General features: G+C 34.3%; 12 protein-coding genes and 2 pseudogenes. 4 read left to right on the top strand and 10 right to left on the bottom strand.

What is annotated here, in order from left to right:
- Positions 1 to 28 precede the first annotated feature (28 nt).
- From QE177_RS06880 to QE177_RS06905, 6 genes are all read right to left on the bottom strand, one after another.
- Entirely contained in the window at positions 29 to 997 is a 969-nt protein-coding gene (locus QE177_RS06880; protein ID WP_280552131.1) for a fimbrial protein, read from the bottom strand.
- Positions 998 to 1,008: 11 nt separating this feature from the next.
- A complete protein-coding gene (locus tag QE177_RS06885) occupies positions 1,009 to 2,004 on the bottom strand; it encodes a fimbria/pilus outer membrane usher protein (protein ID WP_348519928.1) in 996 nt (331 codons plus the stop codon).
- The gene (locus QE177_RS06890) at positions 1,911 to 3,503 is read right to left on the bottom strand and encodes a fimbria/pilus outer membrane usher protein (protein ID WP_280552132.1); all 1,593 of its coding nucleotides are present in this window, start codon (positions 3,501 to 3,503) and stop codon (positions 1,911 to 1,913) included. Before QE177_RS06890 ends, QE177_RS06885 begins: the two co-directional genes overlap by 94 nt.
- Complete coding sequence (locus QE177_RS06895) at positions 3,487 to 4,203, bottom strand: molecular chaperone (protein WP_280552133.1); 717 nt, start codon at positions 4,201 to 4,203, stop codon at positions 3,487 to 3,489. The genes QE177_RS06890 and QE177_RS06895 overlap by 17 nt, the downstream gene beginning before the upstream one ends.
- Positions 4,204 to 4,237: 34 nt before the next feature.
- Positions 4,238 to 4,750: a fimbrial protein gene (locus QE177_RS06900; RefSeq protein WP_280552134.1), complete on the bottom strand. Its 513-nt coding sequence runs from the start codon at positions 4,748 to 4,750 to the stop codon at positions 4,238 to 4,240.
- Between the two features lie 444 nt (positions 4,751 to 5,194).
- A complete protein-coding gene (locus QE177_RS06905; protein WP_280552135.1) occupies positions 5,195 to 5,716 on the bottom strand; it encodes a fimbrial protein in 522 nt (173 codons plus the stop codon).
- Positions 5,717 to 6,762: 1,046 nt separating this feature from the next.
- Here QE177_RS06905 and QE177_RS06910 point away from each other — a divergent pair.
- Positions 6,763 to 6,849 carry a helix-turn-helix domain-containing protein gene (locus QE177_RS06910; RefSeq protein WP_280552235.1) on the top strand — a complete coding sequence of 29 codons (87 nt, stop codon included), beginning with the start codon at positions 6,763 to 6,765 and terminating at the stop codon, positions 6,847 to 6,849.
- 36 nt (positions 6,850 to 6,885) lie between these two features.
- Here QE177_RS06910 and QE177_RS06915 read toward each other — a convergent pair whose 3' ends face one another.
- Positions 6,886 to 7,329 (bottom strand): MarR family transcriptional regulator, encoded by a 444-nt coding sequence (locus tag QE177_RS06915; protein ID WP_026823211.1) that lies wholly within the window; start codon positions 7,327 to 7,329, stop codon positions 6,886 to 6,888.
- A gap of 192 nt (positions 7,330 to 7,521) precedes the next feature.
- On the opposite strand from QE177_RS06915, the gene QE177_RS06920 reads away from it, so the two are divergent.
- Positions 7,522 to 8,475, top strand: coding sequence for an NADP-dependent oxidoreductase (locus QE177_RS06920; protein ID WP_280552136.1), 954 nt, complete (start codon positions 7,522 to 7,524; stop codon positions 8,473 to 8,475).
- Between the two features lie 378 nt (positions 8,476 to 8,853).
- Here QE177_RS06920 and QE177_RS06925 read toward each other — a convergent pair.
- A pseudogene (locus tag QE177_RS06925) lies at positions 8,854 to 9,621 on the bottom strand (amino acid permease); the annotation flags it as partial.
- Positions 9,622 to 9,700: 79 nt separating this feature from the next.
- Here QE177_RS06925 and QE177_RS06930 point away from each other — a divergent pair.
- On the top strand, positions 9,701 to 10,384 hold the full coding sequence (locus QE177_RS06930) for an IS6 family transposase (RefSeq protein WP_280548476.1): 684 nt from the start codon (positions 9,701 to 9,703) through the stop codon (positions 10,382 to 10,384).
- A 54-nt stretch (positions 10,385 to 10,438) separates the two neighbouring features.
- On the opposite strand, the pseudogene QE177_RS06935 reads toward QE177_RS06930, so the two are convergent.
- Together QE177_RS06935 and ydgH are read right to left on the bottom strand one after the other, a co-directional pair.
- Positions 10,439 to 11,020: pseudogene (locus QE177_RS06935) on the bottom strand (amino acid permease); the annotation flags it as partial.
- A gap of 356 nt (positions 11,021 to 11,376) precedes the next feature.
- Positions 11,377 to 12,327, bottom strand: coding sequence for a DUF1471 family protein YdgH (gene ydgH, locus QE177_RS06940; protein ID WP_280552137.1), 951 nt, complete (start codon positions 12,325 to 12,327; stop codon positions 11,377 to 11,379).
- 380 nt (positions 12,328 to 12,707) lie between these two features.
- Here ydgH and pntA point away from each other — a divergent pair, with 380 nt between their 5' ends.
- Positions 12,708 to 14,240, top strand: coding sequence for a Re/Si-specific NAD(P)(+) transhydrogenase subunit alpha (gene pntA, locus QE177_RS06945; protein ID WP_280552138.1), 1,533 nt, complete (start codon positions 12,708 to 12,710; stop codon positions 14,238 to 14,240).
- Positions 14,241 to 14,247 lie beyond the last annotated feature (7 nt).

A 14,247-nucleotide genomic window follows, 5' to 3' on the forward strand; every position in this document is an offset into this window, starting at 1 on the left:
TAAAAAAAGCGGTGTTACCACCGCAATTTTAATGATATTTAATATGATAAGTGACAAGGGCATTTGCTAGCCCTGGTGTTACTTGTTCTGCCACTTGAATATATTGCGCATGAAAAAATAGCGGAATACTTTTAGTATCAGGTACTCTTTTTAATATAAACCAGTGGTTGAATTTGATGGGATTATTTTCATACAAAATCTGTAAACCGATACCCTGTGCAGCATTATATTTATTTAAGGCTAAAATTTTATCATCGCTTGATGGTAATGTATCTCCATCCATTTTCATTTCAACCGTCGAGGTATGACTACAATTTAATTCGAGATAAAATGCTTTTTTGCCCGCTGTACTATACATGCCGTCAAAAACAGCGGTTTTTAGACGTCCTAAATTGATCTCTAATGCATTATTATTGATAAAACAGCTTAATTTAGGAACGGTAATTTGAGTATTGGCTAAGTTGAAATTAGCTATAGGTAAATCACCAATGGTTGCAGCAGTTAATTGTTGTTGTGAAATATAGCCAGTTTCTATCTGCTCAGCTGTTTTTATCAATTGCAGTTCAATTTTATACAATGTTTCTCCGCAAAATATTTTACCTGCGGGCTGTTCATTGCAAGGTGCAATATAAGACTGTAAGTTGCCGGCACGATAAATAATTTTTAATCCGACCCCCTTTAAATTTGTTGGGTAAATAGCATCAGATAACGGCAATATTGCGTATTGATGGCTATTTCTCCATTGGTGTTTGATTTGCTCTGATGGGCAAATGATAAAACCTTTATGATTGCCTCTTGCATTTGATCCATAAGCTTTCTTAATAATACTACCTACAGGTAAGGTGGGTGAAACCTCAATTTTATTTGGCAAAGGAACAAAAACCTCTGCTGGTTTGGAGCCTGGCATGTAGTTACAGGTGGATGCATGAGTGGTTAAAGAAAATAAGCCAAATAGTAAAAAAAACAGACTTATCGTTTTAGCTAAAAGGCTTGACATTTTAACTCCTTTTATTGACAGAGGGCAGTAATTTTGTGAACTTTAGCTAGTATGGCATCATCAGGTAGCGCATATGTGCAGCGATAATTGTTATTGTTGTTTCCGGTTGTGATGATGAATTCACCTTGTGCAGGTACACCAGTTAAATAAACCTGCTGTTGATCATCGACGATGCCAGTGGTAGAAATTGTGGTTTTATCGGTTAAAGCTGCCATTGCGCCGAATGGGATTGCCTTGCTATGATGTTGAAGTTTAAATATAACTCTATAACCAATTTGGGTAGCAAAATGGGCGATGGCGATTGCGCCTCGGGTGGGAGCTACTGTTTGTATATTAGATTCAATATCTACACCATCAGGCAGCGTTTCAGTTGCCAGTGCAATTTGGTTTGCCCGATAATTACTGATATTGGGAATGATAGCGATACCTTGATAGTCAGTTTTTATTCCTGAATAATTTTCCAGTTTTACCCCAACCGCGTCTTTTGCGATCACTAGTGCCGCCGTTTCACCAATAGGTTGCGCTAAGGTTAATCCGTAAGGATGAGCCACCAGGCTGCCTTGTAAACCATAATTTAATTGGTTTTGATAGGGATCGTGATGGTAGCCTAAATTGAAGATTGCATATTGATTTCGATATTGGCTATAGAGTGCTCCACTAATAGCGTTAGTATGATTTTCATAGTGTCGTTCATAGTTTTGTTGCAGCGTTAAAAATAAACTTTCATCAGCAAATGGTGAGTGGTAAATATTAATTTGCTGAATAAGGCGCTGATCAAAGCTATTTTGTATACCATAACTTCCCCAGGTTCGTTTTAACCATCGCTTAAAGGGAATTTGCAAGTTGATAGACAAGAGCTGATCCGCTGATTGATCTCGCCTAGATTTCGTATAGCTATAGTTAATCGTATAATCTAAATCCCAAATCCTCGAACTATAATTAATCGCGTAGCTTTCTTCTGTAACATCATAATTCCAATAATTTTTCTGATAAGCAGATAAGCAGATAAGTAGAAAGTACCCAAGCTAGCTAAATTTTGTCTAATGTTAAGTTGCAACTGGCTTTTCTCTGCATAGTAAAATAGCGGAGAAGGGGTATTTTTAAGTTTATTAGCCTGACTAAATGTTAAGAAATTTTTCTCGCTATATCGTTGGCCTGCTAACGTTAATTGGGTATTGGTAGTAGAAAAATACTTACCATATTGAAAACGATAGACGTAACCAGCGTCATATGATCCTTTAATTGCTTTTGCATAGCTGGCATCGAAAGTAACTGCACCCAATTGACCTATATTAACCCCAAATCCTAACCCATTCGAATAATAATTGTTGGCAATAATTATTCCACCATAATGAGTCAAATAATTTGATAGACCATATTGATAATCAAACTGGATAAATTTTGCTTTATAGGCACTAATATTTGAGGGTGAATATTGGCCAAGATTAAGCGCATAGCGGAAACGACCAACCCGTAGCATATTGGGTAAAGTCGTGTATGGTTGATAAATTATTCGTTGTTTACCATTACTTTCATCAATGATGATCTTAAGTTTATCATTAGAATATGACGGAAGCAGATCATTAATAATAAAAGGACCTGGTGGCACATAGGTTTGATAAATGGGAATATTATTTTGTAAAACAGTGACAGTTGCGTAGGTTTCGGCAATAGCCTGGATCGTAGGAGCGTAACCTTTGGCATTGTCGGGTAACATGCTATCGTCACTTTGTAATTGTAAGCCTTTAAATTGAAAGCGCTCAAACAGCGTTGAAGTGGTATAATTTTCCCCTAAACTTAATTGGCTATGAATTGCATGAATATCACGGGAAACTGTGGTGCGATAATTTTGCCAGTGATAGTGGGAAGAGTAGCTACCATCATGGCGTAAACGCCAGGCTTGCCAGTTAGCGCCTAGCAGTAAGCCAATAAAGTGATTTTGCTTATCAGTATCATTTTTTGTCCAAGTATTAGCACCTTGATAACGATAATTAATAAAAAATGCCGGTATCCCTGATTGCCATGAAGCTATGTGTTGGTTTTTTTTTAACGCTATTTGTGGAAAAGTGAGATATAAACTTTGCTGATTAAAATCAAATTCAGCGCTAATCGCTAATTTATTTTGTTGCCAGAAATCAATTATCGTATCAGTAGCTAATTGATCAATAATTTTTTGCTCAATAAAATTAGCATCAATTCCCCAGCTATTTAATAGACTACTATTGACGATAGGATAAAGTATACCTTGTTCATCATTGATAAAAGTTATATCTTGGGTGGCTACGTTCATGTTGTTGATAAAAATATCTACTCTATAAACACCAGCTAACTGATTATTGTCTTCTAAAAAATGGGCAAGGTTAATGGGTGATTTTTTATCATATTCTATTGCTTCCTTATCAAAATAGTAATCATCATTCTTAGCGTATAAATTAGAAGAAATGCTAAATATTAAACTAATATAAATGGGAGAGATATAATATCTAATTTTATTTTTTTTGTTCATTGTTGTTATCATTTAATAGGCTAATTGTTTCTATAATGGCACCGTAATCATTAATAAATGACCAGTCTATTTTATTATTTTTATTTGTCTTGATTTGCCATTTCTTCTGGCTAAATGGTGGCAACATACCGGGCACTTCTATTATAAAGTTTCCTATTTTTATCGAATTAAAATTGATATAGAAAGCAGTTGGATTATGAGCAATAAGCTGTTTGTTTAGTTGTCTGAATTTTATTTTTTTATATATTTCAGTGGATTCATTAATTATTTCTTTAGGCCGATAAAAAAGTTTAAGTCGTGATTTTAATATAATGTTTAAGCGGTTTTCGTCACTTTTTTTTAATGCCGGAATTGATTTTATATTTAACCAATAGACAGTCTCTCTATCATTTGGTAATTGATTTGTTGAATTGATGATTCTTATTTTATTTTCTTTTTCTGGCAATAATTTGAATAAGGGGGGTGTTATAATAAAATCATCAACCTTATTACCATCTTTGTCTTCAATCCATGATTGAATTAAAAATAAATTCTCTTTGTCTAAATTGTTTACAGCAATAGAAACTTCACGTTTATCTGAAGGATAAATAACGCGGGTGCCTCCGATAATCACATTAGCGAGTGATGACGAAGAAAATATAACTATAATTAATGATAATAAAAAATATTGCATTTTCTTATCTCGGGAAGATAGGAACAATAACAAATTTCCTATTGTTCCTGCTATTATCTAGTTAATAAGTTATGGTAAAGTTAACCGTTGAAGCGACTTGTCCTGCTTCAACTTGATTTTCTGTAGCAACGTATTTTGCGATAAGTGCTAGATTGCGAGTATCATTGTTATTATCTAGAGCTATTTTTTCATTCATTTTTATGAGGTTATTATCATTATCATAAATACCAATTGCGATACCTTTTGCATAATCGTCACCAGCTTGATTAGCAATCAATCCATCCTCTGTAAAACCATTTTTAGCGTCATGGAAAACAACACTGATATTATCTGCTGGTTGACATTGGGATAATGCAATATTGAAAGATTTACCAATTGATGTATCATTTTTCTTTTGAAAATTATTTATTGATAACGTATCTAAAGTAACTGTTTGGTTTTTAGTATTTACGGTGACTTGGCAGGTAGAACCAACAAGTTGTCCATTGAAAATGATAGAGCCACTACTGCCATAAGCAGAAAATTGAGACAAAGCAGTCACTGACAATGATAATGCCATTAATAACTTACGCATATTATTACTAATCCTTAATTTAATAAAAACATAATTTAATCAAATGATTTATATTATAAAATTATATAAAACTAATTAATTTTATAAAAAAGCAACACACTATTTTCAGCCAGGAGAATATTAATGTTTTTTTTTGAAAAAACAATAGGTATTTTTTAATAGATAACAAATTTTATTTAATGATTAATGTTATTTTTTTATAAAAAATATAATTGACGCAAATGAAATAACAATTAAGGCAACATTATATTTTTAAAGTAAATGAGTTACTGAGCATTAATTTAATTATAAATATTATTTGTTTATTAAATTAAACGAATTTGTTTATATTATACTCAATCAAATAATTAAAATATTTAGATTGTAAAGTAATCCTATTTGTATCTAATAATTTTATTTAATTAAAAAACAAATAGTGCAGAAAAATAAAAACTTTTTTCCTATTTAATTATAGACTAATGTAAAATGAGCATTAGCTTCTACTCTTCCAGGTAAAACAATATTTTCCGTTGCCACATATTTTGCAATAAATTTTAAGGTCGCTAACTTATCAGTAATAGAATAAACATTGGTTTTATTATTTATTGGGATATGGCGTTCACTATCATTATTATAGATACCAATTGCAACGCCTGTCGCATAACCATTACCTTCTTTGATAGCTAACAACTCATTATTTATTTCATCTTTAACACCGTCGAATATAACAAAAACCTCTTGACTATTATGTGGGCAATTGTTGATTTCAATATTAAAGGCGGTTGGTGAGGCAGTGTCATGTACTTTTTTAAAACTATTGGTTGCCACCGTACCCAATGATACTGTCTGATCTTTAGTAAGTGCTTTAAATGTACAAGAGGACTGAATAATTTCACCGGTAAATTTAATATTTCCATCCCAGGCATGAACAGAAAATTGAATCAAAGAAAACACTGACAATAAGATTGCCATCAATAAGTTACGCATAAGTTTTACCTTTATTTTTGGAATTGAACAACAGATATCATTACTATTTTAAATTGTAAGAATACTGCTATTTTTATTTAAGACAAGAGGTATTTTTAACAAAAAAAATAACAATTATTTTTTCTTTAATAGAAGTGAAATAAAGTAATATAAGGTATTTAAAATAATATTAAATGCATAGAATTAAAAACTAATTTCCTCACTATAAAATAATTTTTCTGCAGTTATTGAATGATAGTTATTTTATAAAATATAAAAGATAGCTATTAATCTCGGGTTCACTTGCAAATGTGAAAATATCTTTTGCGAAGACTATTTTTTGTACAGAACGATGTCGGTAGAGTGTAATGGACAGTATTTTACTAATCTCAGTTAAGTTATTACTTCAGATATAATTTTTTCTCAGATTGATATCTTCCCAGCCAGTTTGTTAACTGAATGCATATTCATACCATAAATCAGCTGCAATTCTTAATCGGAAAGTTACTCTGGGTACTATGACCTTGTGAGAAGTATTGTTTTCGTCAGGAAGAATCTTGCTCCATGTCACGAGTTTTTACATAATACTGGGTACTGGGTTTACGACCTACAAATCGTCTAGGCTTTACTGTCCTACTCTGTTATTTTCTCGCTGTTATTTTCTGTACGAAAGCATGTACAAAATAGGTCGGTTTCGTTCAGTGTAAAGATCGCAACTAAGAAAAACTATATTCGAGGGAAGTATTTATGTCACGATGAAAAATATTGATCAGAAAACTTACTTATCCTAACGAAGTTTTAACGTCTTGGACGCCATGCGCTAGACATAAGAAAAACGGTTCAGCAACTTGCGATTTTAGATTTAGAAATTTGCGTGTATTTTCTGGCCATCAGAAGCATAGTTATTACCAGACTAGAGGAAAAAGTGAGCTGCAGTCGCTGAATTTGAACGCGATCTGCTGCATGAATGTACACATCCTGGATTCGTGACGGTATAAGTAATATGAAAACGTTTTAATCATCGTCCAATTTTTAATCCAGATCAGCAGCAAGCCGTTATAGAGCGTATTAATTCGGCCACAAGCATTAGCTCAATAGTCAGAGAATTTAACACTACACGACAAACCATTCTCAGAGTGAAAGTCATAAATTAAAACAATTGTAAGTTCCTCCTACAAATTCCGTTTAATTTATTTTTTCGAGGATATGATTGGTTTAAAAAGAAGTTCAGATATATTATCAATTGAGTTTGAGATATTAATCTGATTAGTATCACATCTCTTATCTATAGTGGTTAAAAATCGTTTTTCCATTTGAGAGAAAATAATTTTGGTAATTTTTATTCCAGCCTGATCAAGCATCAAAAATGTTTTTCGTTTATCTTGATTATCTTTAAATTTGTAAACCCATCCATTTTTGATAAATTTTCTAATTTCACGACTTACATTAGGTAATGACATATTTTGGCAATAGCTAATTTGACTTAATGTAATTGGTTGTTCAAGAGCAATTTGTTGCAAAATATTAAACTGAACCCTCGTCATTCCGTCCAGCTCAAGATCACGTGTAAGTACATCTATAACCTCATAAAAAGAGGTGGTAAAAAGCATAAACTGTTTGTAAAGATGATGCATGGGTACTCCTTAAAATAGCTTATGACATTAACATAAAAAAAGATAAGCGTCATTTTGATGTAGCATGGCTATAAGGGCAATAAGTGTCAAATAATAGTTATCATTTGACAACTATTTTTCCTGGTGTTACTTTGTGTTCTGGGAAATATAACCCTCTGTTATGTTCACATATGAATTATGAGGATCTCTTTAATGAAAGGTTTTGTAATTGATTTTAATAAGAAAGGTGTGGAGAAATTTATGATTGGAGAAGTACCAGATCCAGTCGTAAAAGCAGGAGAAGTTTTGATTAAGGTTATGGCTGTGCCTTTAAGTGCATGGGAATTAGATTTTATCAGGAATAATGACCAGCTAAGCCTAAAGGAGTATATTAAAGAATGCAATATCTATCTTGGTCTGGAATTCTCAGGAGTAGTTTTAACGGACGGTAAGAAATTTAAAAAGGGTGATCGTGTAGCCGGCAGTATAGACTTTACAAAAGATGAAAAAGCAATGGCAGAATTAGTTGCGGCAAATGAGGATTATTTATCAATTTTGCCAGAATCTATTAAGTTCACAAATGGAGCGTCTTTGCCGATCGGAAGTGAAACTGCTTATAAAGGACTGGTTGAGCTAGCTAAAATAAAAAATGGTGATAATGTCTTGATTATAGGTGCAAATGGAGGAGTCGGTTCTTATGCGGTTCAGATAGCAAAAAATGCGGGAGCAAAAGTCACTGCTATTGGGGGGTCATCTGCTGTCCCATTTTTAAAAGAGTTGGGTGCAGATAAAATATACTCTTACAGAGAAAAAAGTGTATTTGAACTTAATGATTCCTTCGATATTATATTTGACTTAGCGAAAGTACTTAAGTTTGAACAGGCAATTCATTTGCTTAATAATAATGGTGTATTTGTTAATAGTAATCCGCAATTAGATATTGACTCAGAAGCTCAAGCCAAAGTATCAGATAAACACGTTCCATACTTATTTGTTGCTCACGGTTCATCGGCAATACTAAACCAAATTATTGATAAAGTAACCACTGGTGAAATTAAGCCGGTAGTTGAGAGTGTGTTTAATGTGGAAGACTACAAAACAGCACTAAAGACACTTCAGGAAAATGAACGATTCGGTAAGATTGTCATGGATCTTAGTTCTTTTTAAACTACTCATACATTTAGATGCTAAGAAATGTAAACATAAAAATTTTAGACGTTTCAAGACTAAATATCTGATAATTACTATTAAAGAATAGAGGCCAAAAGAGTTTCAGGTTTTTTATTCTGACAAGTATTGATCGATAAAGGCAACTGATCCAACTCTGTATGAAAACAGTTTTTCCGTTTTCCAAATGAATTCCATCTATTCCAAAACATAAGGGAAACTGCATTTTAGTTACAACATACTTTTATTGATAAAACTAAAATCCATTTCAATAACCAGCGAGATAGATTTTTTAAGTTAAAAATTTATTATTTAAGTGGAAATAATCAACATAATTGCAACTTGATGATTATGTTGATTAGCATTAAATCTCTTTAATTAAATATGAAGTAAATACCAAAATGCAGGAATAGAAGAGAAAATAATTATTACTATTGCACTTTTTTCTAAGCGGCTAAGTGATTTTTTATTATTGTTTTGGTTTTGAGCATATAGAAAGATAAATAAACCAGGCATATAAAGAATAACAGATAAAAGTAGGTTGATGGTTCCTGAAGCATAAAGTAACCATAAACCATATAAACTGGTTATTGTACCGATAATAAGTAATCCTTTGTTATTGCGCTCAAAAGAGATTTTGATTAGGAAAGCACCCACTAGAAAATAAGGCACTAAAATCATTTCTGAGGCTATCGTTAATAACATATTGTAGTTGCTACCACTTAACCAAATTAATATTAATGATAATTGTACAGCGCCATTTGTAAGCCAAAGAGATGAAGAGGGGGCATTATTTTTATTTTGATATTTAAATATTTTAGGAAATGAGCCATGTAGCGAAGCGATATAAGGAATTTCTGTCGCCATAATTGTCCAGCTCAAATAAGCGCCGCAAACAGAAAGAATTAAACCGGCTGCAATGATAATCTCGCCATAATTTCCCATCATATTGATCATAAGTGATGCCATCGAGGGATTTTTCATTTCAGCAAGTTCAGCTCTAGGAACTATGCCTAAGGAGAGCAAGGTAACTAATATATAAATACTTAAGGCAGAAATTACAGCAAGTAACGTTGCCAAACCAACATCTTTACGTCTTTGAGCACGCGCTGAAACAACCACCGCCCCTTCAATACCAATAAATACGGTTCTGTCGCATTAAAAGAGTCTGTTTGATAAGATCGATTTGTAAACCTTGTACTACAAGCAGATATAATTGACTCTTATGAATATTGTTAAACAAAGCTTTAAACGTCTCCACTATCCCGTCGATGTCATTTTAGTTTGTCTACGTTGGTACCTGGCGTATTCCTTAAGCTTGCGTAACCTTGAGGAGATGATGCAGGAAAGAGGTATTTTTGTTGATCACTCCACCATTCACCGCTGGATTTTACGACTGACGCCAAAACTAGCAAGTGTTGCCAGAAAGAAACGAAAAATCTATGGTGGCACCTGGTATCTGGATGAAACCTATATCAGGATAAAAGGGAAATGGCATTATCTTTATCGCGCCGTAGAGGCTAGTGGTGAAACGATAGATTTTATTCTTAGTCAAAAGCGAAATAAAAAATCTGCATTACGCTTTTTAAAGAAAGCTATCCATCAAAATACCTATCCTATGGAAGTGAATATTGATAAAAGTGGTGCTAATCGGGCTGCATTAATGTCACTTAATCAACGTGAGCTGGGGATAAAAATAAGACAGTGCCGTTATAAAAATAACATGGTAGAGCAAGATCACCGTTTCATTAAAAAACGCTATCGAGCGATGCTTGGTTTTAAGACGTACCGAACGGCAAAAGTTTTACTGGAAGGAATAGAAATATTGCATATGCTCCATAAACAACAAATTCCTATCAATGGCCTAATTCTCTGTCCAGTCGATGCTTTTTACACTTTAGTCGCCTAACAATTCTTCTAACTACCACAAATTAAACTTCCAACATTAATGCGACAGAACCATAAATACCCATAGCGTAATTAACATAGTATTTTTGACTTGTTGCCAAATTGGTATACCCATTTCAACGCCGCTAAAATCGAATTGAAAGATATCTATCTTAAACGCAAAAATAGCAAGAATGATAAACAGGCTAAGAGGAATCAATTTAGCGAAAGTTGCTAATTTATTGATACCGGCGGCAGTCTGTGTACCTCTTAATACTAACCAGTGAATGATCCATAGTAAGATAGATTCACCAATCAAGGATTGCCAAGTATTCCCATCACCAAAAATAATATTATCTGAGTGATCAGTAAAAAAACTCAGGGCAGCAAAGACGATGACCAAATAAGAAACATTAGCGATAACAGCACATAGCCAATAGCCCCAGGCGGAACAGAAACCAACAAGCTCGCCAAAACCCTCTTTAGCGTAAGTGTAAATTCCTCCATCTAGATCTGGTCTAATGCGTGAAAGTAACAGCAAAGATATAGCAAGAAATAAAATGCCGATACCTGTGATACTCCAACCTATTATAAGTGCTAAGGGGCTAGCGACTTCAGCCATATTTTGCGGCAGACTAAAAACACCCGCTCCAACCATTGAGCTTAAGACTAATGCGGTTAAAGCCGTCAGATTTAATTTTTTATTGTTCAAAGAAAATATCCTAAAATCTATTTGCCATAATTTGGTTTATGCTGTTAATAACAATTTGTTTCTATAGTAAAAAACCAAACTGACTTGAATTAGATAGAAAGAGAAAATTTAGCAGAATTTTACGGCTATGGAACATGATATGCAATCGTTAAATATGCATAAAAAAGAAAAAAATATTCGTTTTGTTTTTTATTAAAAAATTGTTATTTATTATTTTATCTATCACTCAAAAGAAAAACGGACAATTTTGTCCGTTAAAATACTTATTGTTTTAACTATAAGATAATATTCTAATTTTTTTGTTACTTATAAAGATCTGCACTAATTGTAACACTACCACCATTAGCTTGCCATTCACGCGTAATATGAAAATATTTTGCGCCTTTTTTCTCCGCACGTTTAGCAATTTGATATCTTATCTCTGGAGTGGAAGTATAGAAACCGGAGAAAGTAATTGAATCGAAAGGAACCATCTGCGCAGCTGCTGCTTTATTAACTTCTTCAATTTGATATCCACTAGGTAGTGTTACGTTGGTTTTACCCGAACCTGACATTGACGTTTCAAAAAAGCGGCCTACGCTTTCCTTTGGCGCCGAAGACGAAGCCACCCCAGGTATGATCACTTTTTTGGCTGCTTCACCTCCTTTAGCTAATAAGGCTTTACCCGTTTCTGTATCTGCGGGTACTACGGCATTATCATTTTGCACTATCCGTTGTGGCGCATTTGCTGCATATATATAAGCAGTAGCAAGTGTGTTACCACCATCATTTAAAGCAACATTACGGACGACATAAAAATAAGCAGCACCTTTTTTCTTAGCTTTTTTAGCGAGCGCCTCATTAAGTGCGGCTTCAGAGCTATACAAGCCACTGACAGTCACAGTATCAAATGGTAATAATCTTACAGCTTCTGTTTTAGGCAATTCTTTGATGCCAGCAAAGATGCGATAGGGGGGATGAGTTACTTTTGCCGCATCTTTACGATACAAATCGGCAACTACCCGTAAATTACCACTATCGCCTACATCATCTAGGCTTTGAATATAGTAAGAATAGGCGCCTTCTTTATCTGCTCGACGAGAAACTGCATCGGATGCTTCATAAATGGCATTAAAGCGGCCTGTGACAGCGATCCTTTGGTAAGGCTTTAATTCTTGAGCTTGTTCCGGTGTTAATTCTACAGCGGCTTGCACACTTATTATACTGCTTAGTGAAAGTACCGCAGTTGTGATGGCCGTTATTTTAAGCTTCATACAAAATCCTTCCGCATTACACAATTTACTATCAAAATGCTGAATTAATAGTCGTATCATACAGATAATAATTATTACATGTAATAACAGCAATTGTCCCATTGTTTTCTTGTGAAACTATTAATTTAGTTGAATACTCACTACTTTTGCCAATTATTTTTATAAATTAATATCAAGTCGTGAGCTATTTGACTAATATCATTTTTTGCTAAAAAAATTTAATTTAATGTCGTGGAAATCCGATAAATTATGGCTCATGATTACTATTTTCAGTAGGTTTCAATAATGTTTTTTCACTCAATATAACAGATATATATAATATAATTAGTTATGTAAGCAGGGAAGAAACATCAAGCAACTTTGAACTAGAAGGGATCATTATGCGTATTGGTGTACCGAAAGAAAGAATTACCAATGAAGCACGTATTGCAGCAACACCATTAACAATAAAGCAGCTAATTAAACTAGGTTTTTCTGTCGTCGTTGAACGAGAAGCGGGCCATCTTGCTAGTTTCGAAGATGCTGCTTTTGAGCAAGCTGGCGCTGAAATTGTCGAGCAACAATCTGTGTGGAATGCAGATATTATTTTTAAAGTTAATGCTCCGCTAGAAACCGAAATCGCGCTTATCAAAGAGGGGGCAATATTAGTTAGCTTCATTTGGCCGGCACAACAGCCAGATTTGATGCAAAAATTAGCAGAGCGTAAAATTACCGTATTAGCAATGGATGCAGTGCCACGTATTTCCAGGGCTCAGTCACTTGATGCACTAAGTTCTATGGCTAACGTTGCTGGTTATCGTGCAGTGGTAGAAGCAGCCTATCAATTTGGGCGTTTTTTTACGGGGCAAATTACTGCTGCTGGCAAAGTGCCGCCAGCTAAAATAATGGTTATTGGTGCAGGTGTTGCCGGTTTAGCAGCAATAGGTGCAGCAGGTAGTCTTGGGGCTATTGTGCGAGCATTTGATACCAGACCAGAAGTAAAAGAACAAGTACAAAGCATGGGGGCTGAGTATCTCGAATTGGATTTTAAGCAGGATTCGGCACGCAGTGATGGTTATGCTAAAGAGATGTCCGAGGCTTTTATTCAAGCTGAAATGGCTTTATTCGCTAAACAAGCAAAAGAAGTGGATATTATTATCACCACCGCATTGATACCAGGAAAACCTGCGCCAAAATTGATTACCAAAGAGATGGTTGACTCGATGAAGCCTGGTAGTGTAATCGTTGATTTAGCCGCGCAGTCGGGCGGAAATTGCGAGTTAACCCAAGCAGATAAACTGATCGTTACTGATCATGAGGTTAAAATTATTGGCTATACTGATTTACCCAGTCGTTTACCGACACAATCTTCACAACTTTATGCAACTAATATCGTTAATTTAATCAAGCTGCTTTGTAAAGAAAAAAATGGTCAACTAGCCATTGATTTTGATGATATTGTTGTGCGTGCGGTCACTGTTATTAAAGAAGGAGAAATTACCTGGCCGTCTCCACCGATTCACGTATCCCAACAACCGCAAACAAAAAATCAACTGATAAAATATGAAGAAAAACCGGCAACGAAAAAAATCTCCCCCTGGTTAAAATATATTTCTCTAATGTTGGCAATTATACTTTTTAGTGGTTTTGCGAGTGTAGCACCTAAAGATTTTCTTTCTCATTTTACCGTATTTGCGCTGGCATGTGTTGTTGGCTACTACGTTGTATGGAATGTTAGCCATTCACTGCATACGCCACTTATGTCAGTAACCAATGCGATTTCTGGTATTATCGTGGTAGGTGCATTATTGCAAATTGGCAGCGGTGGTTGGGTTACTTTCTTCTCATTTGTTGCAGTACTAATTGCCAGTATCAATATTTTTGGTGGATTTACAGTCACGCAACGTATGCTGAAAATGTTCCGTAAAGGGTAAGGGGTTT

The sequence above is a fragment of the Arsenophonus sp. aPb genome (genome assembly GCF_029873475.1).
Classification (GTDB): Bacteria; Pseudomonadota; Gammaproteobacteria; order Enterobacterales; family Enterobacteriaceae; genus Arsenophonus.